General features: G+C 48.1%; 25 protein-coding genes. 17 read left to right on the top strand and 8 right to left on the bottom strand.

Annotation, left to right across the window (positions count from 1 at the left end; translation table 11 throughout):
- The first annotated feature begins 5 nt into the window (after positions 1–5).
- The 5 genes from truA to IQE94_RS03975 all read left to right on the top strand — a co-directional run bounded on the left by truA (position 6) and on the right by IQE94_RS03975 (position 2,618).
- Positions 6–833 (top strand): tRNA pseudouridine(38-40) synthase TruA, encoded by an 828-nt coding sequence (truA, locus tag IQE94_RS03955; protein ID WP_212716283.1) that lies wholly within the window; start codon positions 6–8, stop codon positions 831–833.
- Positions 834–897: 64 nt separating this feature from the next.
- On the top strand, positions 898–1,353 hold the full coding sequence (rplM, locus tag IQE94_RS03960; protein WP_194015453.1) for a 50S ribosomal protein L13: 456 nt from the start codon (positions 898–900) through the stop codon (positions 1,351–1,353).
- On the top strand, positions 1,353–1,766 hold the full coding sequence (rpsI, locus tag IQE94_RS03965; RefSeq protein ID WP_212716286.1) for a 30S ribosomal protein S9: 414 nt from the start codon (positions 1,353–1,355) through the stop codon (positions 1,764–1,766). The genes rplM and rpsI overlap by 1 nt, the downstream gene beginning before the upstream one ends.
- A gap of 46 nt (positions 1,767–1,812) precedes the next feature.
- Positions 1,813–2,058 (top strand): 50S ribosomal protein L31, encoded by a 246-nt coding sequence (rpmE, locus tag IQE94_RS03970; protein ID WP_190596091.1) that lies wholly within the window; start codon positions 1,813–1,815, stop codon positions 2,056–2,058.
- A 380-nt stretch (positions 2,059–2,438) separates the two neighbouring features.
- On the top strand, positions 2,439–2,618 hold the full coding sequence (locus IQE94_RS03975; RefSeq protein ID WP_194015455.1) for a DUF2949 domain-containing protein: 180 nt from the start codon (positions 2,439–2,441) through the stop codon (positions 2,616–2,618).
- Between the two features lie 453 nt (positions 2,619–3,071).
- On the opposite strand, the gene IQE94_RS03980 is transcribed toward IQE94_RS03975, so the two are convergent.
- The 4 genes from IQE94_RS03980 to IQE94_RS03995 all read right to left on the bottom strand — a co-directional run bounded on the left by IQE94_RS03980 (position 3,072) and on the right by IQE94_RS03995 (position 7,854).
- Positions 3,072–3,809, bottom strand: coding sequence for an EAL domain-containing protein (locus IQE94_RS03980; protein ID WP_212722219.1), 738 nt, complete (start codon positions 3,807–3,809; stop codon positions 3,072–3,074).
- A 6-nt stretch (positions 3,810–3,815) separates the two neighbouring features.
- Positions 3,816–4,343 (bottom strand): GAF domain-containing protein, encoded by a 528-nt coding sequence (locus IQE94_RS03985; protein WP_212716288.1) that lies wholly within the window; start codon positions 4,341–4,343, stop codon positions 3,816–3,818.
- Between the two features lie 419 nt (positions 4,344–4,762).
- The gene (locus IQE94_RS03990; protein WP_212716290.1) at positions 4,763–6,466 is read right to left on the bottom strand and encodes an AarF/ABC1/UbiB kinase family protein; all 1,704 of its coding nucleotides are present in this window, start codon (positions 6,464–6,466) and stop codon (positions 4,763–4,765) included.
- Positions 6,467–6,480: 14 nt separating this feature from the next.
- Positions 6,481–7,854, bottom strand: coding sequence for a sensor histidine kinase KdpD (locus IQE94_RS03995; RefSeq protein ID WP_223342758.1), 1,374 nt, complete (start codon positions 7,852–7,854; stop codon positions 6,481–6,483).
- A 156-nt stretch (positions 7,855–8,010) separates the two neighbouring features.
- Here IQE94_RS03995 and IQE94_RS04000 point away from each other — a divergent pair, with 156 nt between their 5' ends.
- From IQE94_RS04000 to IQE94_RS04045, 10 genes are all read left to right on the top strand, one after another.
- Complete coding sequence (locus IQE94_RS04000) at positions 8,011–8,646, top strand: ParA family protein (protein ID WP_212716294.1); 636 nt, start codon at positions 8,011–8,013, stop codon at positions 8,644–8,646.
- Between the two features lie 99 nt (positions 8,647–8,745).
- The gene (locus tag IQE94_RS04005) at positions 8,746–9,288 is read left to right on the top strand and encodes a hypothetical protein (RefSeq protein ID WP_212716296.1); all 543 of its coding nucleotides are present in this window, start codon (positions 8,746–8,748) and stop codon (positions 9,286–9,288) included.
- Positions 9,289–9,460: 172 nt separating this feature from the next.
- Positions 9,461–10,018 (top strand): hypothetical protein, encoded by a 558-nt coding sequence (locus IQE94_RS04010; RefSeq protein WP_223342760.1) that lies wholly within the window; start codon positions 9,461–9,463, stop codon positions 10,016–10,018.
- A 230-nt stretch (positions 10,019–10,248) separates the two neighbouring features.
- A complete protein-coding gene (rpaA, locus tag IQE94_RS04015; protein ID WP_010873880.1) occupies positions 10,249–10,974 on the top strand; it encodes a two component system response regulator RpaA in 726 nt (241 codons plus the stop codon).
- Positions 10,975–11,035: 61 nt separating this feature from the next.
- A complete protein-coding gene (locus IQE94_RS04020; RefSeq protein WP_212716300.1) occupies positions 11,036–11,782 on the top strand; it encodes a phycocyanobilin:ferredoxin oxidoreductase in 747 nt (248 codons plus the stop codon).
- 210 nt (positions 11,783–11,992) lie between these two features.
- Positions 11,993–12,418 carry an EVE domain-containing protein gene (locus IQE94_RS04025; RefSeq protein ID WP_212716302.1) on the top strand — a complete coding sequence of 142 codons (426 nt, stop codon included), beginning with the start codon at positions 11,993–11,995 and terminating at the stop codon, positions 12,416–12,418.
- A gap of 146 nt (positions 12,419–12,564) precedes the next feature.
- A complete protein-coding gene (locus tag IQE94_RS04030) occupies positions 12,565–13,506 on the top strand; it encodes a heme A synthase (protein ID WP_249213870.1) in 942 nt (313 codons plus the stop codon).
- A gap of 150 nt (positions 13,507–13,656) precedes the next feature.
- Positions 13,657–14,607, top strand: a complete 951-nt coding sequence (locus IQE94_RS04035; RefSeq protein WP_212716305.1) for a heme o synthase — start codon at positions 13,657–13,659, stop codon at positions 14,605–14,607.
- Positions 14,608–14,688: 81 nt separating this feature from the next.
- Positions 14,689–14,919 carry a HypC/HybG/HupF family hydrogenase formation chaperone gene (locus tag IQE94_RS04040; RefSeq protein WP_194015477.1) on the top strand — a complete coding sequence of 77 codons (231 nt, stop codon included), beginning with the start codon at positions 14,689–14,691 and terminating at the stop codon, positions 14,917–14,919.
- Between the two features lie 55 nt (positions 14,920–14,974).
- Positions 14,975–15,607, top strand: a complete 633-nt coding sequence (locus IQE94_RS04045) for a Vat family streptogramin A O-acetyltransferase (RefSeq protein ID WP_370630505.1) — start codon at positions 14,975–14,977, stop codon at positions 15,605–15,607.
- A gap of 92 nt (positions 15,608–15,699) precedes the next feature.
- Here the strand turns inward: IQE94_RS04045 and IQE94_RS04050 are convergent, their stop codons facing one another.
- The 3 genes from IQE94_RS04050 to IQE94_RS04060 form a co-directional block, all read right to left on the bottom strand.
- Entirely contained in the window at positions 15,700–16,302 is a 603-nt protein-coding gene (locus IQE94_RS04050) for a GUN4 domain-containing protein (RefSeq protein ID WP_212716307.1), read from the bottom strand.
- A gap of 68 nt (positions 16,303–16,370) precedes the next feature.
- A complete protein-coding gene (locus IQE94_RS04055) occupies positions 16,371–16,691 on the bottom strand; it encodes a hypothetical protein (protein WP_212716309.1) in 321 nt (106 codons plus the stop codon).
- Positions 16,692–17,405: 714 nt separating this feature from the next.
- Positions 17,406–17,918 carry a tetratricopeptide repeat protein gene (locus tag IQE94_RS04060; protein ID WP_212716311.1) on the bottom strand — a complete coding sequence of 171 codons (513 nt, stop codon included), beginning with the start codon at positions 17,916–17,918 and terminating at the stop codon, positions 17,406–17,408.
- A gap of 133 nt (positions 17,919–18,051) precedes the next feature.
- Here IQE94_RS04060 and IQE94_RS04065 point away from each other — a divergent pair, with 133 nt between their 5' ends.
- Positions 18,052–19,653, top strand: a complete 1,602-nt coding sequence (locus IQE94_RS04065) for a B12-binding domain-containing radical SAM protein (RefSeq protein ID WP_223342761.1) — start codon at positions 18,052–18,054, stop codon at positions 19,651–19,653.
- Positions 19,654–19,741: 88 nt separating this feature from the next.
- On the opposite strand, the gene IQE94_RS04070 is transcribed toward IQE94_RS04065, so the two are convergent.
- A complete protein-coding gene (locus IQE94_RS04070; RefSeq protein ID WP_212722223.1) occupies positions 19,742–20,623 on the bottom strand; it encodes a hypothetical protein in 882 nt (293 codons plus the stop codon).
- Positions 20,624–20,804: 181 nt separating this feature from the next.
- On the opposite strand from IQE94_RS04070, the gene rplI reads away from it, so the two are divergent.
- Complete coding sequence (gene rplI, locus IQE94_RS04075; RefSeq protein WP_010872796.1) at positions 20,805–21,263, top strand: 50S ribosomal protein L9; 459 nt, start codon at positions 20,805–20,807, stop codon at positions 21,261–21,263.
- The last annotated feature ends 115 nt before the right edge of the window (positions 21,264–21,378 follow it).

A 21,378-nucleotide genomic window follows, 5' to 3' on the forward strand; every position in this document is an offset into this window, starting at 1 on the left:
TATTGATGTCTTCTTTTCCGTCTGCTGGTAAACAAAGGGTGGCCTTGGTGATGCAATATCTGGGCACCCGTTTCCATGGCTGGCAACGTCAACCTAATTTTTCTTCTATTCAGGAGGAAGTGGAGTTGGCGATCGTCAAGGTAGTGGGTCAGCCCGTCACTCTCCATGGCGCCGGTAGAACGGACGCGGGAGTCCATGCGGCGGCCCAGGTGGCCCATTTTGACGACCCGGTAGGACAAATTCCTCCCCACCGTTGGAGTAAAGTTCTAAATGGTCATCTGCCCCGGGACATCTTAGTTAGGGGGTCAGCAGCGGTTGATAACCATTGGCACGCCCGCTTTTCTGCCCTGTGGCGACGGTATCGTTACAGCATCTATACGGATCAATGTCCTAATCTGTTCACCGATCAGTTCAGTTGGCACTACTATCGTTTTCCTCTTGAGGAGAAGACAATACAGACAGCCATGGAACCACTGCTAGGAAAACATCACCTAGCGGCTTTCCATCGAGCGGGGTCAGCGCGGACCCATTCCTGGGTGGAAGTGCAGGGGGTTGACTGTTACCGTCGAGGCCCCATGGTCTATCTAGAAATCCAAGCCAATGGTTTTCTTTACGGCATGGTGCGCTTGCTAGTGGGTCTGCTGGTGGAAGTGGGCTCTGGACAACGCAGTCTGACTGACTTCAATAATATTTGGGTTAATCAGCGGCGAGATCTGGTGAAATATGCGGCCCCCGCCAAAGGTTTATGCCTACTGCGGGTCGGTTATGAAAATTTTCCTTTGCCTGATTGTCTTTGGTTTGATAGTCAACCCCTGTGGCAATTCACCGGCTAGCCAAACCAAATTAGCAAGGCAAATAATTATGTCCCGTTATTAAGCGGGGGTATTTTTGAAAACTATGAACAAAACTGTATTACCAACCATCGACAACCTAGACCACAAATGGTACGTAATTGATGCTGAGGGTCAACGCCTTGGCCGTCTTGCGACCGAAGTGGCCACCATTTTACGGGGTAAAAATAAGCCCACCTTCACCCCCCACATGGACACCGGTGATTTTGTCATTATTATTAATGCGGAAAAAATAGAAGTTACCGGCAGAAAACGGGAGCAAAAGTTGTACCGTCGACATTCTGGCCGCCCCGGCGGGATGAAGGAGGAGACCTTTGAAAAACTCCAAGTTCGTTTGCCAGAAAGAATCGTCGAAAGTGCTATCCGGGGAATGTTGCCCAAAAATAGCCTCGGCCGTAAGTTGTTCACTAAGCTGAAAGTCTACGCTGGCCCCAGCCACCCCCACGCGGCTCAACAACCCGAAACCCTTGTTATCAACACCATTCCTGCAGGAGCTAACTAATGCAAGTCAATGATTCCAGCAATAAAGTCGTCTATTGGGGCACCGGCCGTCGTAAAGCGGCGATCGCCAGGGTGCGCCTTGTGCCCGGTCAAGGGGAAGTAATTGTTAACGGTAAGCCTGGGGAAATTTACTTCAATCGCATTGCCAACTACATCCAAAGCTTGAAAGCCCCCCTGGAAACCCTGGGACTGGAAGGGGAGTACAACATTTTGGTCAATGCTCATGGTGGCGGCCTAACCGGCCAAGCAGACGCCGTGAAACTAGGTGTGGCCAGAGCCCTATGCCAACTTTCCCCGGAAAATCGTCAACCCCTAAAAGCGGAAGGCTATCTTACCCGGGATCCCCGAGCCAAAGAACGGAAAAAATACGGTCTCCATAAAGCCCGTAAAGCCCCCCAGTACTCCAAGCGTTAATTGGAGATTTGGATTTACCCCTCTATTGGAATTATTAGGACTGACCATGCCCAAAGCTGACATTCATCCCACCTGGTATCCCGATGCCAAAGTCACCTGTAACGGAGAGGTGATTATGACCGTTGGTTCCACCAAGCCAGAAATCAACGTAGAAATTTGGTCCGGCAATCACCCCTTCTACACCGGTACCCAGAAAATTATTGACACTGAAGGCCGTGTTGACCGCTTTATGCGTAAGTATGGCATGAAGGAAAAAACCGCCGAAGACAAACAAGATAAGAAAAAGAAATAGGTAAACCAATTTTTTCTTTTCTCTAGGACTCCCCTTGGGTCTGCCTTCGGAAAAATTAGACCTTAACTTAATGACTTTTTAGAATCTTTTTCAGCCAGGCCTTTTCACAGTCTGGCTTTTTGCTGGCCAGAAAAGAGCTATCCAAGGTCGGTAAATACCCCGTTGCAGATTATGAGAGAAACCGATAGGATTGTTAACATAAGTTTACAAAGTGAATTGTATGTTAATTACCGTCTGCGCTTTCTTTGTCCTAGGTTTAGCCCTACTCCAACAACTCCAGCCCAGTTCCGCTCCCGAGGCGGTCGCCATCAGGGTAAGACACACCGACCGTCGTTACTAGAGTTATCAACAAAAATTAAATCTTTCCCCAGGAGCAGTCCATGGTAGTGTCCAAAAATCTGATTCAACTATTAACAAAAGAATTTTCACTGTCAGCGGAGCAAATTGCCTGGGGACTGAAACAAACCGAGGCCATGCCCTCCTATCTGCCAGTCATTTTTTGGCAATATGGTCTAATCGATACATCCCAGTTGGATCGTCTTTTGGATCATTGGGGTTAGTGCCCCACTGCTAAGTACAAGTCACCACGGATTTTTCGGAAGGTGCCCCAATATTTATTCGGGTATTCGGGTTAGAAGTTAGCTCGATTTTATCTATTGGAATTATTGAGGAAACGTTAGCAAGAGCAGAATAGAAGATTCCCAGAGGTTCTGTTGAAACAGGCAAGCCACTGGTACCCTCAGCAAAAAATCTAGGTTGTCGCGGATAGTAGTTTTGCCACCTTTGCTTTTCTCTACATCCCTGATCCTAATGTTCTCACCAGTGCAGGTCATTAGTCCTCTACGCCCGTACATCTGGATGCGGAATTATGGCAACCCCCACCTCTTCGCCGAATAGGTTAAATCGAGCGCCCTCCCATAATTGGGCTAGGCCACGTTTGTCCAGTCTCCGTTCTATCCGTTTGGTACTGCTCCGTGACCTCCAATTGTTGGCAGACCAACAAATTCCCCCATCTACAGAAGTTTCATTGCCGCTTCCATCTCCATAGGTCGCCCCAGGAAATAGCCTTGGGCATTGCTTACCCGCAGGCCCCGCAAAGAATCCAATTCCTCTGGAGTTTCAACCCTCTCAGCGATCACTTTGGCCCCTGTTTCCCTGGCAAAGCTAACCAGAGCTTTAGCTAAAGCCCTGAGTTCACGGTCTCTATCAATATTCCGAACCAGATGGGTATCGAGCTTGATCAAATCAGGGTGCATTTTAAGAGTGTGACGAAAACTGGCATAGCCAGAACCGGCATCATCGACGGCTAGACGTAAGCCCTTACTGCGCAATGGCTCCAGCATCGACAATACCTTCGTGTAATCAGATATGGCGGTATGCTCAGTCACTTCAAGAACAATTCGATCAAGCGGCACGTTTTCAAGGAATGGGGCGATCGCCCCATTCGCAATATTATCTGGAGATAAGTTGAGGGAAACATAGGCGTGTTGGGGTAGATGGTGGAGTGGAAGGATAGCTTTTTTGATGACTGCCATTTCAAGCTCTTCGCCTAGACCAACTTCCTCAGCCTCAGCAAACCAAACATCCGGACTGCGAGCCGGTGAATGGGAAAAGCGGGTCAAACTCTCAAACCCAACGATTCGCTCTTCCTCAAAGTTATAAATTGGTTGATAAATGATTCTATAGGCTGAAGTGTCCAGGACGAATCTAACCCTCTCGAACTTTTCTTTGCAAGCTATTTTACTGACAATCCGACGTTAAATCTGCCTTGATGCAAAATCGGCAAAGGTGCGCATCATTAACAAATCTCGTTCGCCTAGGGAATGGTCGGGCCTAGAGCTAAAGCAACAGAAAGTGCCATAGATCTGTCCACCGCTAAACCGGATGGGTACACTTATATGGGCTCTAACTGGCAGGGCTTTTGTGACTGGAAAATTCATGGCCGCTGGAATTAGCCAGGCATGCGGGATCATCTCAGGGAGACTCCCGTTAACGATCTGCTGACAATAGCTTTCTTCAAGGGGATTAGAATTTACAACCCTGATTGGTGGATTTTCTGAAATAGCATCTACGTAGCTGAAATATCTTTTGCCGAAAGCAAATTCAGAAATGAAGGCAACTTCCATCTTGAGATGGGAGCGAATAGCGCGTAACGCATCGTATACCAAATCAACATCATCGTCATTGCTAGACAATTTTCCTGAACTGATATCTATAAGAGCCTCTTGAGTAGAGGGACGCCCTGCCACGAATTCTTCAGAAGCTGAGTCTATTTGGGAACTCATTTCTCACTCCTAATAAAAGAAGCATCTTGATAGATTTTCTTGAACAGTGGTTAGCCTTCGGTTAACTGGTATGAAATGGGGAGACGCATAAGTTACTGACTCAGATGCATACTGCAGCGAAACATACTTGATATTTCTGAGCCTACCCTAACATAACTTACCTAAAATTAAATGCAGCACACGCAAACAGAATATACATAAATTGCATAATTATTTTGTCTCGCCCCGTCATTTAGTGTATAGAAACGCAAAAAAGTTTGGAAAAGCACAATTTATGTACTAAATTAGGCAATGTGATTTAACCAATAGCAAGAGGATAGTGCAAATGCTCCCAAGGCGCCCCATGGAGGAAGCACCGTGTTTATCTGGAAATACCTAATTTATCCATTTGATTCGGTTTCCAGCGTAAATTAAGTCAATTATTTTTTCTGCATCAGTCGGTCTAACTTTTCCTGCACCGCCAACTTGACCAAAGAGCGCAGTAAAAAGAGACTAAATAACCCCGCCAGGCCAAAGCCAATTACAGCAAAGCGGGCATAGATTGTGGATAGTAATACCGTCGCCGACAGCAGAGTAAACCCTGTTAAGCAGGCAAAAATGAGACTTTTCAAGGCCAGATGAATTTTTTGCAACAGGCGATCGCCTTCTGGGGAGCGGGTGGCAAACTGGAGCTCGCCCCGTTCTAATTTGGCGGTCAATTCCTGGAGAAATTGTTGGTTACGGGATGGTCTGTTCAATTGGTCGAGGGCAAATTGTTTAACCTGTTGCACCAGTGCCATGGCCAGGGAACGTTTGGGTTGGGCAACGGTGACGCTTTGGATGAAGGGCTGACTGGCGGCGATTAAATTATAGCGGGGGTCTAAGGCCCGGGCGATGCCATCTAGGGTGGAGATGGATTTTAAAATAAAGGTCATTTGGGGAGGTAAGCGGAAAGGTTGTTGTTGAAACATGGCATAGACCTCTTCCCCCACTTGGTCAAAAGCTTTAATATCAATTGGTTTGTCCCGAAAGTTATCGAGCAAAAAATTAATAATTCTTTTGACGGGACTGAGATCCCCTTTGGGCTCCACTAGACCCATATAAATTAAGGCTTCCAATACCTGGTTAGCATCCTTTCTCAGCACAGCGAAAAAGGTTTGTATCATTTGATCCTTGGCAATGATTTTTACCTCCGCCATGGTGCCAAAATCATAAAAAATCAAATCCCCTTGGCTATCCACCGCCATGTTACCCGGATGGGGATCGGACTGGAAAAAACCGTCAATGAGTAGTTGCTTTAAATAGGCACAAATGCCCGTTTGAATGACTAAATCTAAATCAATGCCAGCGGTTTCCAGAGCTTGGCGATCATCCACCTTAATGCCTGGTAAATATTCCAGGGTTAAAACCATGCGAGTAGTATATTGCCAATAAATTTCTGGCACTCTGACCCGGGGATAATCAGCAAAATTTTGGCGGAATTTCTCTGCGTTTTTTCCTTCGTGGATGTAATCAATTTCTAAAAACAGTAGGGAGAAAAATTCTTGATAAATGGCTTCAACTTCATATTTTTGGGCCAGGTTTCGGAATCCAGGCAACCATCGTTTGGCCAGCCGTAACGTTTGATGTAAAAGCTCAAAATCTAGATTTAATAAACTGTCCAACCCTGGTCTTTGTACTTTCACCACCACCGCTTCCCCCGTGGGTAATACGGCCCGATGCACCTGGCCTAAACTGGCCGATGCCAGGGGATTAACCTCAAATTGTTGAAAAATTTCGTCGATCGCCCCATGTAATTCCTGTTCAATAACGGCGATCGCCTGCCGGGAATCAAAGGGGGGTACCCGGTCTTGGAGTTGGGTAAAGGCCTGGATATATTCAGCGGGAATAATGTCGGCCCTGGTGGAAAGGGACTGACCAATTTTGATAAAAGTGGGGCCCAAATAAAGTAATTGTTGCACCAACCATTGGGCCCGACGATAGCGCCGTTGGGCAGAGTGGGGAGCCGTGAGCCGGTCCCACCACAAAAAGAACGCAAATAAAAGAAAAACTCTAGTGACCGCCAGTTGTCTGCGCCAGGGCCTACGGGACCATCCCGACCAACTGAGGGGCCGATCTGCCGCCGGTTGCGAAATGAGCATCATCAACGGAGGAAAAATTATTCAGTCGCCCCAGACTCCGGAATCATTAAGGTAAAAGTTATTACGCTCTGGCCTGGCTGGCGGGAGGGCTTTCCGACAACGCTGATCTTACCATTGAGTTGCTCAATTAAAGTGCGGACAATGGTTAACCCTAACCCCACCCCGGCGATCGCCGAATCAATGGCCCATTGCTCCCGATAAAAGGGATCAAATAAATGTTGGAGATTTTGGGCATCTATGGCCACCGTATGGTTACTAAAAGTGCATTTAACTTTTTTTTTTACTTCCACTGCAGTTTGGTCGAATTGTTCTACGGTGACAACAATAGGGCTGTCAGCCACAGAAAATTTTTGTGCATTAGTTAACAGTTCTTGGAAAATTTGCCGCAAACATTTATCGTCGGCGGCCACGGAATTAATTTCATGGTCGTAATGGAGTTCTATTTTGTGATTATCTTTATTCAAGGGGGGAGCGTTTTCAATCGTCTCCTTTAGTAAGGAAATTAGCTCCAAGTTTTGTATTTGTAGCTTGTTATCCTCTTGCTTGAGTTGTTTTAATTGTAAAATTTTGCTGTTAATATCATTAAGTTTATGCCACGCTTGATCAATGATTTCTAATCTTTGCTCTAGTTTTTCTGGAGTGGGGGGAGTAGAGCGTAAAGTGGCAACTACCATGCGAATGGTGGCCAGGGGGTTACGGGTCTGGTCACTCATGATGGTAATGATATTGTTAATTAATTTCTCATTCCATTGTTTTTGTTGTTCTAATTGCCGATGACTGGCTTCATACCAGATTTTTAAAATTGGGCTTTCTTCAAAAAAATTACGGGAGGAATGGGGGGTGCTGGTGGGATCATATTCAGCAAGATTAATAGAAGATAAATCCTGCAACAATTCATCGTTAGGTAACTCAATTCCTGATAATAATTGGTTAATCATTCCTAAGTCACCCTGAAGCTTTTGTAAAGGAAATTGCCGCTTTTTTGGCATCGATTTCCCCTTAACCGGGCAACTATGCACCGTTAAAATTAGCCCATTTTCCCGTCCTTGGAAAAACGTTTTAATACCCTCCACTCTGGGGTAAGGAAGATGAAAAAATTCTTGCCACAATGGCCATTCTTCCATCCCTAGCGTTAATCCTTCACCATTGGCGATCGCCTCCATGGTCTGGGGGGGGCAATTCTGCCAAAAATCCTCACTGGGCCAACGGCCATGCTTGCCGGCCAAGGACCAAAACCAAGGCTGTGCCTGTCCCACCACCCAAACCACCACCTCGGACTGTAGGGCCAGGGCTAATTTCTGGGCTAGCAAAACAGGCACCGGTTGGTTCCCTGGGGGAAGACAAACGAGATCAATGAGGGACTTGCCAAGGGAAGCAAAGTGGTTTGCCATTCGTACAATCAACAAATTGGATAACTTTCGCGCACCAGCTAACTCCCCAGGATATGGGTAAAAATTGGCTTCTGACCCCAGTATAATTCCCTAAATCTAAGGAGTAATTATGGTATGTTGGGGGGCAACGGCAATAGGTCAAGGCAGGGAAAACCGGTGTCCACACCAAAAATTTTGGCAGTAGTTAACGGCAAGGGCGGCGTTGGCAAAACCACAACCGCAGTTAACTTGGCCGCGATTTTAGCGGAAAAGCGATCAGTACTTTTGGTAGATGCGGATCCCCAAGGCTCTGCTAGTTGGTGGGTAGAACGCAGTGGCGACAAGATGGGTTTCCACCTCAGCCAAGAAAATAATCCCCAGGCGTTGAAGGATTTGCCCCTGGTAGGTGACTATCAAATTATCGTAGTGGATACGCCCCCGGCCCTCCGTTCTGAGGCCTTGAGAACGGTCATTGGCCTAGCTGACTATCTAGTATTGCCCACGCCCCCGGCCCCCATGGATTTGACGGCGTTGATCGACACAGTAAAAACCGCTGTTAATCCCCTAATGGTGGCCCATCGGGTGCTGTTGACCAAGGTGGACTCCCGCAGTCTGAATGAAACCTTGGAAGCCCAAAATACCCTCCTAGAACTGGGTATTCCTGCTTACCACGCTTTTGTGCGGAGCTATAAAGCCCATGAGCGGTCTGTGTTGGACGGTATGGCCATTACCCAATGGAAGGGCAAACATGCTAAGGAGGCTCAATCTGATTATCGACGGGTAGCGGATGAACTTTTGCGGGAATTACTCTAGGCTTGGAGCCGCGTTAATCAAAATTCACCCAGTTTATTTTCCTAACCTAAACCCATAGCTTGATCATTAACTCTTATATTTCTAGATTTTCCCTTTGCCATGGCCAGAAAAAGCTTATCGGATCTGCTCAAACAAGAAGTTAAAGCCCAATCCCAATCGGAGGTAAATGCTGATATTTCCCCTGCTCCAGATCTAACTTCCGAGGCATCTACGCCTGAGCCTGCAGCGGATTTAGCCCAGCTTAAAGCCCAGTTGGATACCATTAAGGCGGCACTGCAAGCAGAAAAAAGCCAGGGGGAACAACTCAAAGAACAGTTACAACAGCTAAACGATCGCCAACGGCAAGAAAAGAAGGCCCAGGAAAAGGTTAAACAACTAGAACAAAGTTTAAAACAAGAACAGGCCCGGGTGAAAAAGCTCCAGAACGAAGTGCAATTGGTGGAGAAATTGCAAACAGAATTGACGGAAGAAAAAAATTTGGTGGGCAAACTGTATAGCAAAATTCAAGATTTGGAAGAGGACTTAACCCCCCCGACCAGCGCCGCCCTCACCACCCTGCCCAGAGCTATGCCTGTCCGTTATGTGGCCCCCAAACAGCCCTCCACCCATTTGAGTGATGAAGACATTGGCTGGTTTGATTAACTGAAAACGAAATCCCTACCTACCACCACGGGCGATCGCTGAAATGGCCCTGGACAATGAAAATTTTTCTTCCCATGGGCTAGGATTGTTTGCCATGGGTTCGCTGTGATTCAGCCAACCGTCTGGGATCAATGGCAAAGACAACACACCGATTCAAGTTAAGTCAGTGGTTATGAGAAACGCTTTAACTATTTTTGCTTTACTCCTTTCGAGCACCGGCATTTTTGTTTCCTTGGCTAGGGAGGAGTTGCGCTGTCGAGTGGGGCTGAGCAGTACAGAATGTCCGCCGGCGATCGCCCAGCCGGAGAATAATGCTCCCCAGGATGGTGGTGCCCAATTGGTCAATTCCGGGTTGCATCCCATCATGCCCAGCGCAGAAAAGTCCGATAAGACCCCTGGTGCCGCCGCTGAAACTGCCAAAGTGCTAGAAACGGAAACCACTGGGGCGATCGGTGAAAATCTGCTTCCTACTGGAGAAAGTCATGGAGACCCATCTCCCGACGCTACCAAAATCCCTTCTTCGCCTTCTCTCCATAGCCCCCTTGGTAACCCCATGGAGCAAAAAGCTGTGGACACCGCCATTATCAGCAACCCCTCTCCGAAAAAGACTTTACCCAGTGAAGCCCCCATTGCTCCCCCCGCCAGCAAAAATCCGGCAGAGGATCACCTTATTCAGGTTATTCCGGTGGAAGGGGCCGCTATTCCCGTAGCTCCAGGTCCCCAGGAATAGGATCTAAAGATCTGGCAAAGGGGAAAGATCCTTGTCCTTACTCTCTTTAATTGACAAGCTTTGCAGTAATTTGGGTAATTTGCCAAGGAATATAGTTCAAACTAGTTACTTGAAACTATAAAAATCATTGGTCAAGAATAAAAAGCTAATGATTTCGGGCCTTGGCCCTTTAAAAGCTCTTATAATGGTTTGCGCCTTGAAATTATTTTGTTTTCCTTTAGTTCCCGCGCATGCCTCGAATACTGATCATCGACGACGACCCGGCAATTTCTGATTTAGTCTCCATTAACCTGGAAATGGCGGGCTACGATGTCCAACAGGCAGTGGATGGCATTAAGGGTCAAGCGTTGGCGGTGCAACTGCAACCGGATCTGATCATGTTGGACTTGATGTTGCCCAAAGTGGATGGGTTTACGGTCTGTCAACGGTTGCGCCGGGATGAACGCACGGCCGATATTCCGGTGCTGATGCTAACGGCGTTGGGTCAGATCCAGGATAAAATTCAAGGCTTTGACTCTGGGGCCGACGACTACCTCACTAAGCCTTTTGACGTGGAGGAAATGTTAGCCCGGGTGAGAGCCCTACTGCGGCGCACGGATCGCATTCCCCAGGCGGCGAAACACTCAGAAATTCTCAACCAGGGGCCGCTAACCTTGGTACCGGAAAGATTTGAGGCGATTTGGTTTGGCAAAAGTATTAAGTTGACCCATTTGGAGTTTGAGTTGCTCCATTGTTTGTTACAAAGACATGGGCAAACGGTTTCCCCCAGCGACATTTTGCGGGAAGTGTGGGGCTACGAACCAGATGATGATATTGAGACCATTCGGGTGCACATTCGCCACCTCCGCACCAAGTTGGAACCGAATCCCCGTCGACCTCGCTTTATTAAAACGGTGTATGGGGCAGGCTATTGTTTGGAACTGTCAACGGAAGAAGGGGGCGGTAGTCCAACGTAGGTTTTAGCTTAGTTTCCAACTCATTATTCCGATTGCTTTGCCCTAGATTTGAGTATTTACCATGGCCGTCACTGATTTAAGTTTGACCAATTCTTCCCTGATGCCGACGTTGAACCCGATGATTCAACAGTTGGCCCTGGCGATCGCCGCTAGTTGGGAGAGTTTATCCCTTAAGCCCTATACTTTACCGGAGGATTTGGGCTACGTAGAAGGGCGACTGGAAGGGGAAAAGTTAGTGATTGAAAATCGGTGTTACCAGACCCCCCAATTCCGTAAAATGCATTTGGAGTTGGCTAAGGTGGGCAAAGGCTTGGATATTCTCCACTGTGTGATGTTTCCCGAGCCCCTATATGGCCTGCCCCTATTTGGTTGTGACATTGTGGCGGGGCCAGCGGGGGTGAGTGCGGCAATTGCCGATCTGTCCCCCACCCAAGGCGATCGTCAATTGCCCGAAGCTTACCAAAAAGCATTGGCGAAATTAGGCCAGGCAGAATTTGAGCAACAACGGGAATTGCCCCCCTGGGGAGAAATATTTTCTGAGTATTGTTTATTTATCCGCCCCAGCAATGACACTGAAGAAGAACGATTTGTGCAACGGGTAGCGGATTTTTTGCAAATTCACTGCCACCAAGCAACGGTCGCCGAATCCTTGTCTGCAGCTCAAACATTGGAACACCGTCAGGGACAAATTCATTACTGTCAACAACAACAGAAAAATGATAAAACCCGCCGGGTACTGGAAAAAGCGTTTGGGGATGCCTGGGCGGAACGGTATATGAGCCAAGTTTTATTTGATGTTATTCATTGACACTCCCTACTTTTAGCCAACATTACCTTTTTTAGGAAGATTTAAAGTCCTTATTCTACTATTTGTATGGGGTTAAATTAATCTAAATGGGGTATAGAGTAAAGTTGATTTTTACTGTTCAGAATGACTTGTTTGTTTAATCCCAATTGATCTTGATTTTGTTACTCTGAGTCCACTTCCACCGCAGTTATTCCAATTTGCGAACCAACCATGGCCTACTGGTTATTTCAAGGCAATCCTAAGTACTATCGCATTCTTCAGGCCATTGAAGAGCAAGAGGAGCTGCCCTGGTTAGTGACCCGTTATGGCAAGGAAATTCAGGTTGGCGATCGGGTTTTGGTCTGGATGGCCGGGCCGGAAGCGGGGATTTATGCCATTGCCGAGGTAACTAAGTCACCGGAAATTCACACAGAGCTACCAGATGGGCAATATTGGCTCATGCCTGACCAGGCTAAGTTAGATAAACCGAGGGCACAACTCAGATTTCTACGCAAATTGCTGGGCCAACCCCTCCGCCGCCACGAACTTAAACAGGATCAAATTTTAAGGGATTTACTAGTTATTAGAGCGCCCAACAGCACCAACTTTCGGGTTACAGAGGAGCAATGGCAAAGGGTTTATAGTCTTAAGGGTTGAGTCGGGGAAATCTGAAGTAAATCTAAAGAATATCAATGCTGTAGCCAAGTTTTCTTTCCCCTGGGGAGAGTGTTGGTTAGAATCTGACGGTGACTGGGGTTTTTCTCCCCGCCCTTGCCCCCATTGTTGAGGTTGCAGATCAAACCATGGCTGAGTCTATTCTCCCCAATGCCATTCGCTCCCAGAGTCAACCCCATGCTTTTGTCCAGATTCAGGTCTGGATTCGTCGACTGGTATGGAAGATTGTCATTGCCACAGTGCTATTGATGGCAGTGGGCAGTGCCACCAGGGTGATGAATGCGGGGCTGGCTTGTCCTGATTGGCCTCTGTGCTATGGTCAATGGATCCCCAGTCAGCAAATGAATTTACAGGTGTTTTTAGAATGGTTCCACCGCTTGGATGCTGCTTTGATTGGTTTTAGCACCCTAATTTTGGTGGGTTTGAGCTGGTGGTTCCGTCGGGTTTTGCCCAGTTGGTTGCCCTGGGCCACCCTGGGATCCTTGGCGCTGATCCTGGTGCAGGGATTATTGGGGGGGTTAACGGTGATCGAACTGCTACGGTTTGACATTGTGACAGCCCATTTGGGGACAGCCATGGCTTTTTTAGGCTCTTTGCTGATCATTGGCCTCTGCTTGATGCCCTACCAAAGCAATCAAACAGCCGGTAAGTTAAGGCCGGTGGCCTTGGCTAGCACCACTATCATTTATCTGCAATGTTTACTAGGGGGATTGGTGGGTTCCCAGTGGGCGGCCCATCAGTGTTTGGCGATCGCCGGCACGCAATTTTGCCAAGTGTTGCACAGTCATCTGTTGGGGGTTTTGCCAACGGCTTTGGGGGTGGCCATGACCTATTGGTGTACCAGGCGCACCCCTGCCTTGAACCCATTCCTACGTCAGTTGGGCAATGGCGCCCTGGCTCTGTTGGGGGGACAGATCTTATTGGGGGTTGCTACGCTCAAACTCCATTTACAAATTGAGCCCCTAACCGTAGCCCACCATACAGTGGGAATTTGTCTCTGGGCTACCCTATTGGCGATCGCCGTTTTAGCAGTGCGCGACCATCGACCGACGACCCCCATTACAGCCTGATGGCAAAAATATTCAAATCTTTCTGGGGAGGGAAGTTCCTGCTGTTGCGGTCAATCTAACTGCTATTTTTTGTCCAGTTTGGGAAGACTCGCTTAAAATTCAAGAAAATTTTTTGCTCTTCCCCCTGCTTACCCTTTCTTTTGATTCTCTATGGTTACTTCGACAAAAATTCATCGCCAACACGATTCCATGGGGGCGGTGTGCAAAAGTTATTACCAGTTAACCAAACCGAGAATTATTCCCCTCTTGCTGATTACCACCGCCGCTTCCATGTGGATTGCCTCGGAAGGTCGGGTGGATTTACCCAAATTGTTCATCACCCTATTGGGGGGAACCCTGGCCGCCGCTTCGGCCCAAACCCTGAACTGCATTTACGACCAAGACATTGATTATGAGATGCTCCGCACCAGGGCCAGACCTATCCCGGCCGGAAAGGTTCAACCCCGCCATGCGTTGATTTTTGCCCTAGTTTTGGGGGTACTCTCATTTACTCTTTTTGCTGCCTTTATCAATGTGCTCAGCGGTTGCTTAGCGTTATCCGGCATTGTTTTTTACATGCTGATCTATACCCACTGGCTGAAACGACACACTGCCCAAAACATTGTCATTGGTGGGGCCGCGGGTTCCATTCCCCCCTTGGTGGGTTGGGCCGCCGTTACGGGGGATTTAAGCTGGACTCCCTGGGTGTTGTTTGCGCTGATTTTTCTCTGGACTCCCCCTCATTTTTGGGCCCTAGCTTTGATGATTAAAGATGATTATGCCCAGGTGAATGTGCCTATGTTGCCGGTGATTGCGGGGGAAGAAAAAACCGTCAGCCAAATTTGGTACTACTCACTGTTGGTGGTGCCCTTCAGCCTATTGCTGGTCTATCCCCTGCACCAGTTGGGCATAATTTATCTGGCGATCGCCATGGTTTTGGGCGGACAATTTCTAGTCAAAGCTTGGCAACTCAAACAGGCCCCCGGCGATCGGGACTTAGCCCGGGGATTATTCAAGTTCTCCATTTTTTACCTAATGTTGCTCTGCTTGGCCATGGTGATTGACAGTTTACCCGTCACCCATCAGTTGGTGGCCCAAATGGAAACTTTGCTATTGGGTTAAAGTTATACCATGGCGGAGGTTTTGCTCAACCCAAGGCTCCGCTGACTTAATTTGCTACCCAATTCTTCTCCCTTCCCTGCCATGTGTCTAGCCTTGCCCGGCCAGGTTATCAGTTTAATTTCTCACCCTGATCCCCTGTTGCTGGCGGGGAAAGTTAGTTTTGGCGGCATCATTAAAACCGTGAGCCTCGCCTATGTGCCTGAGGTTAAGGTGGGGGACTATGTCATTGTCCATGTGGGCTTTGCCATCAGCATTGTGGATGAAGTCGCCGCCCAGGAAACTTTGGCAGACCTGGCAGAGATGGGTCTCTAATTGCCGGAACGAACCAAACAAATACCCCGTGCCGTAGGGCGGTTGGGAGCTAAAGATGATGCATGGGCCAGATCCGAAAAATAAGCATCCCATGGTGGGATTTCCCCAGATTTGTTTCATTCAAAATACAGTTTCTAATCCCAATATCATCATTGGTGACTACACCTATTACGATGATCCCGAGGATTCAGAAAACTTTGAGCGCAATGTTCTCTACCATTTTCCCTTCGTCGGCGATCGCCTAATTATTGGCGAGTTCTGCGCCTTAGCCCGGGGCGTAAAATTTATTATGAATGGGGCAAACCATGCTATGGAAGGATTTTCCACCTATCCCTTTGCGATTTTTGCCAATGGTTGGCAAACGGTGGCACCAGAAGAAGAGCCGCCCCACAAAGGGGATACGGTCATTGGCAATGACGTCTGGATCGGTTATGAAACAGTAATCATGCCAGGGGTACAGGTGGGAGATGGAGCTATTATTGCCGCCAAGTCTGTTGTTACCAAGGACGTGTTGCCCTACACCGTTGTTGGAGGAAATCCTGCCCGCTTACTCCGACAACGCTTTGCAGATGAAGTGATTGAGGCCTTGCTAGCCATTGCGTGGTGGCATTGGGACATTGGTAAAATTACCCGCAATCTCGATAAAATTGTCGCCGCCGACATTGAAGCCCTAAGAACCTGTAGTTAGGGTCGAGAGTGGGTTTAGCCAGGCCTCTAACACTAACTAATAACCAACTTTAAAGTAACTAACTTTAAAGCGGGCGCTGGGAAATCATCAGCCTAGCCGCTACATTCAAACAAACGAATGAAGAAAAAAGTCACCATTTTTAAACCATAGGGGGACTTCCACCAAATAGCTGGGAAGGTACCCACCGGAGCATTGAGGGAAAAATCCCATTGGTCATATTCCTCAAAACGAAGCTTTCCTTCCTGCACCCAACCCACTTCCTGGGCAAAGGCCCCCATCACTTTCCGGTCTTGGGTACGGAGAGTATCAGTGTCACCGCCTACCTTTTGATAGGCTTCCAATTGACGGCTAAAACCGAAACGACCATCGCTATAGGTCTGCCACAGGCGATCAATTACCGTTAAAACCGTACAAGGCAAAGCAGACAAAGTTTCTGGGCTCAGATTATCCCGATTACGATTGAGGGTTTCAAGAATAATGCGGGTAGTTTCATGGTCAGCATGTTTGAAGTCCTTGGCCATCAAACATTCCTGCAACTTGCCATAGCGCTCAATATCGGGGATTAGGGTTAGTTTCCCTTCCAAGTTTTCCACCCGTTGGCTTAAGCTCTGGACTTGACTGGCCAAATTCTGACATTGTTGAGCCAGTTCAGCATAATTGGGGTCATTGGATTCTGGGGTGATGGAATCGGCCATAAATTTAGCTTAGTTAATCCAATAGGGTGTTTAATATTGCAGGCAATGGGTTAATTTTCTCAAATTTCTCAAATTTCTTCCATCTCCAAACGCCCGGCCGTCACAGCATCAAAGGCAAAGGCCAATACTACAGGCATGGGATTTCTGAGCAAAAAAGCAGAACCGATCGCCAAAGCAGAAACAGCCACAGCGGCGGTTAACCAAGCTTTTTCCTCTTCGCAAAGACCTTTTTCTATTTTAATTGCCCGGAGAATTTTGCCAGGAATGGGCTCCGGCATGACAGCTCCAGGAGGAAAAGCCCAATAGTAATTGAGTCGTTCCATGAACAAATCTGTCCAACCGTTGGCTTCACACCATTCTTCAATCCAAGCGTCGCAAAAATGTCTCATTTTTTAAGTATTTATGCTTACCTTATACTCAGCAGAAAAGCCACCATGGGACTAGAAACCCGGCTTTCCCGCCATCTTAGCAAGGGTATTTGGAGGGAAAGGAAAATGCCATAAAACTTAACTTTGTTTAACCCAAGTTAATGGTCTGGAAACCAAGGCAGATCTGCCGATTTATTAAAAAAGGCGCTACTCAAATCGACAGAAAGATTGCTTAAATCCTCTGAAATTGGGGATCTAGCGGGAGTAAGTTAAAAATTTATCCACGGGATTGAGAACCTCTTTGAGGAGTCGAGTTCTAGAAGTCAAACTCTCCTGATAACAGGGGTTTAATCCCCCCTAATCCTTATGTTGGCAACTCCCACGCCTTTACGGCGTGGGATTCATGCTTCACTGGGTTTGTCTAGTCTTGTGCCATCTCTGTTCCAATACCCCGTCCAGATTCCCCTCCACAAGCATCTGTTTTTACGTCCACGATGTGCCCCACCGCAGACAAAACAAACTTTTATTCATGTTTTGTTTTTCCCATTCCTAGACTATGACGCCCCTGTGTTCAGGTATTTCCTTTTGGTCATGCATTCTAGTCGGCGAAAACCACCAATCTTGCCTCTCGTGGCACACTTGGGTGCGTGGGCATCCACTGGTTAACACAAAGCCTTCCTAAAGGACAGGGTTTTAAACCCATTTTTTCGATAAGGAGGAAAATCTTGGGGTCGATTAGGGATTACCGCGCCATGTTTGTAGTTGTTCCCAGGTTTCCCTTTGGCTAACAATGTTCTCTTGGGTGGAGAAAAGTGCTAGGGCCGTTTCTAGATCGGCAATGGCTTGGCTTTGATGTCCTAATTGCCAGTAAATTTTTCCTCTGGCCTTATAGGCCTCGGCTAATTGGGGGTTTAAGGTAATGGCCTGGCTGTGGTCTTCGATCGCCCCTTGGTAATCCGCTATCCTAGCTCTGGCAATACCCCGATTAAAATAGGCGTCGGCATAGGTGGGATCCAGCAGAATTAATTCTGTAAAAATGGCGATCGCCCCCCGGTAGTTTTTTTTAATCCCTTCATCCATGCCGTCAATTAACCTTTCCTCCAGGGGATGGTCACCCATCAAGGGTAGGGAACGATCACTGTCAACCATGCCTTGGGCCGGTAAGGGCAGAGGAAAAACCAATGACAGCGCCCCCACCATAGCAATGGTAAAGAGGGAGCGGCCTAGGAAACAACCATGGTTAACCATAGGATTTATCTATGCCAACAGTCTGGCTTTCGGGTACTTCCTGGCGAGGTTGTGCTAGCTTTAGCTAAAGTTAACCCCATACCTAATCAATTTCTAGATTTTTTTAACATAAATCTTCCCTAAGCGAGAAGCCATGCGCGCCCTATTAATCTATCCGTTGTTTCCCCCTACTTTCTGGTCCTACGAAAAAATTCTGGAGCTAGTGGGTCGGAAGGTTTTATTGCCTCCCCTCGGGTTGATAACCGTGGCGGGTATTCTCCCCCAGGAATGGGAGTTTAAGCTGGTGGACCGCAATGTCCGCAATGTAAGGGAAGAAGAGTGGGACTGGGCCGACGTGGTCATCATCTCCGGCATGATCGTGCAACGGGATGACATGGTGGAAAATATTAAAGCCGCTAAGGCCCACGGTAAGTTGGTTGCGGTGGGGGGCCCCTTTGCGACGTCAGTGCCCGATGAAGTTAAAAACGCCGGGGCGGATTTTCTGATTTTGGACGAGGGGGAAATTACCCTACCCATGTTCGTAGAAGCCCTAGAGCGGGGAGAAACCCACGGCATTATCCGGGCAGAAGAAAAGCCCGATGTCACCACCACTCCCATCCCCCGTTATGACCTGCTGGAACTGGACGCTTATGATTCCATGTCTGTGCAGTTTTCCCGGGGTTGTCCTTTCCAGTGTGAATTTTGCGACATCATCGTGCTCTATGGTCGCAAGCCTCGCACTAAGGAGCCGGCCCAACTACTGAACGAATTGGACTACCTTTACGAATTAGGTTGGCGGCGATCGGTGTTTATGGTGGATGACAATTTCATCGGCAATAAGCGCAATGTAAAGCTGTTGCTTAAGGAACTTAAGGTTTGGCAAGCGGAGCATAAATACCCCTTCCGTTTCAACACCGAAGCTTCCATTGACTTGGCCGACGACCAGGAAATGATGGATTTAATGGTGGAGTGTTACTTTGATGCGGTATTCCTCGGTATTGAAACCCCCGACGAAGAAAGCTTGGAGTTCACCAAAAAATTCCAAAATACCCGTAACTCACTGGCGGATTCCGTCGATAAAATCATCAAGGCTGGTCTCCGACCCATGGCGGGCTTCATCATTGGCTTTGATGGGGAAAAACAGGGCGCTGGCGATCGCATTGTCCGGTTTGCGGAACAGACTGCTATTCCCACCACCACCTTTGCCATGCTCCAGGCTTTGCCTAATACGGCTTTGTGGCATCGGCTTAAAAAAGAAAACCGTTTACTGGACGAAAGCAAGGGCAATATTAACCAGACCACGTTGATGAATTTTGTGCCTACCCGCCCCTTGGAAGATATTGCCAATGAGTATGTGGAAGCCTTTTGGGAACTCTATGATCCCCATGGTTATATGGATCGTAATTATCGTTGTTTCCTCAAGTTGGGAGCACCTAAATGCAAGGCCCCAGCTAAGTTACCCAGCCTAGTGGATTTGAAAGCTTTGGCGATCGTGGTCTGGCGGCAGGGCTTTAAACGGGATACCAGGTGGCGTTTTTGGCACCATGCCTTTGGCATTCTTCGCCATAATCCAGCGGTGTTTGAACACTACATCACCCTCTGTGCTCACAACGAACATTTCATGCAATATCGGGAAATTGTCCGGCAAGAAATTGGCGAGCAGTTAAGAGATTATCTCCATCATCAGCAACGGGAGCAGGTCACTCCCCCAGTGATGACAACAGCGGAAAAAGGGGAAAAGGTTCTGGCAAGTTAGTTCCCCTGCTCTGTCTGAAATAAATAGTATTCAAAACCTAGTATCCAGTGGCAACCGATGGGGATATTAGGTTTTTTTCTGCTCTTTTTTATGGGGTAGGCTGTTGTTCCAAATAAGCCAAAAATTCAATCAACTGCTCATCGGACAGTAACTGGCGGGAACGTTTGCCATAGGTTTGTAACAGATAATTGCGTCCCTGTTCACTGGTCCAGCCCAATCGTTTGAGCTCTAGGTTACTGCGGGCAATAATTTCCGAAAAGTCCATGGGGCCTTCGGGTAGATCCGTTGCGCCAGCGTTGGCCATGGCCGGTTCAGATGGCTCTGGTTCGGTTTCAATGGGCAGAGGTAATTCGGGAGTCTCTGGCGATCGCCCAGTGGCAAGGTCAAGTTGAAGTTCGGGGTTGGCGAAAGGTAGCTCATCCAGTTGATCAAGGGAATTATTGGCCATTGCCTGGGTTAGAACTGGTTCCTCCAAGGGCAATACTGGGTCCGGGCTAGGGGGAAAGGAAACGCTCACACTGGTTGCAGTTTGAGCCGGAGCGGCGATCACCTCCACCACCGGAGATTTTTCAACCACAGGGGCAGGAGTTGCCTTAGTCGGAGGGGAAGAAATAACGGCTTTACCGCTCTGCTTAGAGGGTTTAGTTTCTTTTTTGCTCGGGGAAGCCTGGGAGGATTGCTTGGCTGGGCCGCTGTCAGTGACTATCTTGTCCGATTTATCTGCCTTTGGGGTAAATTCCGTCGGGGATCCATGGGGTAAATCAAGGCTGGCGATCGCCCTTTCCTTGGCCAAGTCTTCGGCGGCTTCCAGGGGACACTGGGCCGCTAGGGCCGTGGCTACCACAATGCCTTCTAGGGTGATGCTGGCTTGGACTATGTATAAACCCCGATCAATTTCGAGCAAGTCACAACAGAGACTGCCCTGGGGATAATGTTGGCGGAAAAGGGAAATCAGACTGGACATTGGCATCTGGTTGCGGAGGGCCGTCCCCCATGGTAACAGAGTAACTTTGCCTTTCTGTTCATTGCCCTGGGGAAAAACTGACCTCCGACGATGGCCAACTTTGGCGGGATTGCCCCTAAAGGTTAAGATGGAGGTTTGTGAATTGCTCCACAAGCTAAACAAACTTCATATTGGAAAAATTACAGTTATGGCAAAGCGAGTCAAGGTCGTTTTAAACGAAACTATCAATAAACTAGGCTTCACCGGCGATTTAGTGGAAGTAGCCCCCGGTTATGCCCGCAATTATCTCATTCCCAAAGGCCTAGGAGTAGTGGCCACCCCCGGTATTTTGCGCCAGGTGGAACAAAGACGCCTCAAGGAATTGGAACGGCTCAAAGCAGAAAAAGATGCCGCTGAAGCCCGCAAAGTCGCTCTGGAAACCATTGGTCGCTTTGTGATCAAAAAACAAGTAGGGGAAGCGGAAGCTATTTTTGGTACTGTTACCACCCAGGAAGTGGCCGATGCAGTGGAAGCCGCCACCAACCAAAGTCTCGATCGCCGGGGCATCAGTCTACCGGATATCCACAAAACTGGTTTCTACCAGGCCCAAATCAAATTGCACCCCGAAGTTATCGCTACGGTGGAAGTGCAAGTGGCCCCCCTTTAGATTAATCTGCCCTCGCTGATCAACTGGGGGCAAGCTGGATAGATTTTTGTCAATGCTCCCCCTTGGCCCAGGAAAATTCTGGGATCGATATTTGGGGGAGTTTTAGTTTGTCAAC

This window comes from Synechocystis sp. PCC 7339, from assembly GCF_019924095.1.
In the GTDB taxonomy this organism is placed as follows: Bacteria; Cyanobacteriota; Cyanobacteriia; order Cyanobacteriales; family Microcystaceae; genus Synechocystis.

What these genes read in the sequence shown, in the direction of transcription:
- IQE94_RS04020 (WP_212716300.1), top strand. Translation starts at nt 11,036, where the DNA reads ATGGCCGTCACTGATTTAAGTTTGACCAATTCTTCCCTGATGCCGACG.
- rpmE (WP_190596091.1), top strand. Translation starts at nt 1,813, where the DNA reads ATGCCCAAAGCTGACATTCATCCCACCTGGTATCCCGATGCCAAAGTC.
- IQE94_RS04030 (WP_249213870.1), top strand. Translation starts at nt 12,565, where the DNA reads ATGGCTGAGTCTATTCTCCCCAATGCCATTCGCTCCCAGAGTCAACCC.
- IQE94_RS04035 (WP_212716305.1), top strand. Translation starts at nt 13,657, where the DNA reads ATGGTTACTTCGACAAAAATTCATCGCCAACACGATTCCATGGGGGCG.
- IQE94_RS04010 (WP_223342760.1), top strand. Translation starts at nt 9,461, where the DNA reads ATGAGAAACGCTTTAACTATTTTTGCTTTACTCCTTTCGAGCACCGGC.
- IQE94_RS04060 (WP_212716311.1), bottom strand. Translation starts at nt 17,918, where the DNA reads ATGGTTAACCATGGTTGTTTCCTAGGCCGCTCCCTCTTTACCATTGCT.
- rplI (WP_010872796.1), top strand. Translation starts at nt 20,805, where the DNA reads ATGGCAAAGCGAGTCAAGGTCGTTTTAAACGAAACTATCAATAAACTA.
- truA (WP_212716283.1), top strand. Translation starts at nt 6, where the DNA reads ATGTCTTCTTTTCCGTCTGCTGGTAAACAAAGGGTGGCCTTGGTGATG.
- rpsI (WP_212716286.1), top strand. Translation starts at nt 1,353, where the DNA reads ATGCAAGTCAATGATTCCAGCAATAAAGTCGTCTATTGGGGCACCGGC.
- IQE94_RS04070 (WP_212722223.1), bottom strand. Translation starts at nt 20,623, where the DNA reads ATGCCAATGTCCAGTCTGATTTCCCTTTTCCGCCAACATTATCCCCAG.
- IQE94_RS04005 (WP_212716296.1), top strand. Translation starts at nt 8,746, where the DNA reads ATGGCCAGAAAAAGCTTATCGGATCTGCTCAAACAAGAAGTTAAAGCC.
- IQE94_RS03995 (WP_223342758.1), bottom strand. Translation starts at nt 7,854, where the DNA reads ATGGCAAACCACTTTGCTTCCCTTGGCAAGTCCCTCATTGATCTCGTT.
- IQE94_RS04040 (WP_194015477.1), top strand. Translation starts at nt 14,689, where the DNA reads ATGTGTCTAGCCTTGCCCGGCCAGGTTATCAGTTTAATTTCTCACCCT.
- IQE94_RS04050 (WP_212716307.1), bottom strand. Translation starts at nt 16,302, where the DNA reads ATGGCCGATTCCATCACCCCAGAATCCAATGACCCCAATTATGCTGAA.
- IQE94_RS04055 (WP_212716309.1), bottom strand. Translation starts at nt 16,691, where the DNA reads ATGAGACATTTTTGCGACGCTTGGATTGAAGAATGGTGTGAAGCCAAC.
- IQE94_RS03975 (WP_194015455.1), top strand. Translation starts at nt 2,439, where the DNA reads ATGGTAGTGTCCAAAAATCTGATTCAACTATTAACAAAAGAATTTTCA.
- IQE94_RS03990 (WP_212716290.1), bottom strand. Translation starts at nt 6,466, where the DNA reads ATGATGCTCATTTCGCAACCGGCGGCAGATCGGCCCCTCAGTTGGTCG.
- IQE94_RS04065 (WP_223342761.1), top strand. Translation starts at nt 18,052, where the DNA reads ATGCGCGCCCTATTAATCTATCCGTTGTTTCCCCCTACTTTCTGGTCC.
- IQE94_RS04025 (WP_212716302.1), top strand. Translation starts at nt 11,993, where the DNA reads ATGGCCTACTGGTTATTTCAAGGCAATCCTAAGTACTATCGCATTCTT.
- IQE94_RS04045 (WP_370630505.1), top strand. Translation starts at nt 14,975, where the DNA reads ATGATGCATGGGCCAGATCCGAAAAATAAGCATCCCATGGTGGGATTT.
- rplM (WP_194015453.1), top strand. Translation starts at nt 898, where the DNA reads ATGAACAAAACTGTATTACCAACCATCGACAACCTAGACCACAAATGG.
- IQE94_RS03985 (WP_212716288.1), bottom strand. Translation starts at nt 4,343, where the DNA reads ATGAGTTCCCAAATAGACTCAGCTTCTGAAGAATTCGTGGCAGGGCGT.
- rpaA (WP_010873880.1), top strand. Translation starts at nt 10,249, where the DNA reads ATGCCTCGAATACTGATCATCGACGACGACCCGGCAATTTCTGATTTA.